1 protein-coding gene is annotated in these 436 nt (G+C 52.3%); it reads left to right on the forward strand.

Annotated elements, in window-relative coordinates; translation table 11 throughout:
* Nucleotides 1–436, forward strand: a 436-nt coding sequence (locus tag DUK53_RS17175; RefSeq protein ID WP_201740742.1) for a KUP/HAK/KT family potassium transporter, incomplete at both ends; no start/stop codon positions are given.

Below are 436 nucleotides of genomic sequence, written 5' to 3' on the forward strand. Positions count from 1 at the left end.
CTGCATGCACTGAATCCGATGTGGGCGGTGCATTTCTTCCTTGAATACAAAACGGTTTCTTTTATTGCATTAGGGGCAGTGGTGCTGTCGATTACGGGGGTCGAGGCGCTGTATGCTGATATGGGGCACTTTGGTAAGTTCCCTATTCGTCTGGCGTGGTTCACCGTCGTATTGCCTTCCTTAACCCTTAATTACTTCGGCCAGGGAGCGCTGTTGTTAAAGAATCCGGAAGCGATTAAGAACCCGTTCTTCCTGTTGGCACCGGACTGGGCGCTGATCCCGCTGCTGATCATCGCCGCACTGGCGACGGTAATTGCCTCGCAGGCGGTTATCTCTGGCGTCTTCTCATTGACGCGTCAGGCGGTACGTCTGGGATATTTGTCGCCGATGCGCATTATTCACACTTCCGAAATGGAGTCAGGGCAAATCTATATTC

Source organism: Listeria sp. SHR_NRA_18, assembly GCF_003856515.1.
Lineage (GTDB): Bacteria > Bacillota > Bacilli > Lactobacillales > Listeriaceae > Listeria_A > Listeria_A newyorkensis.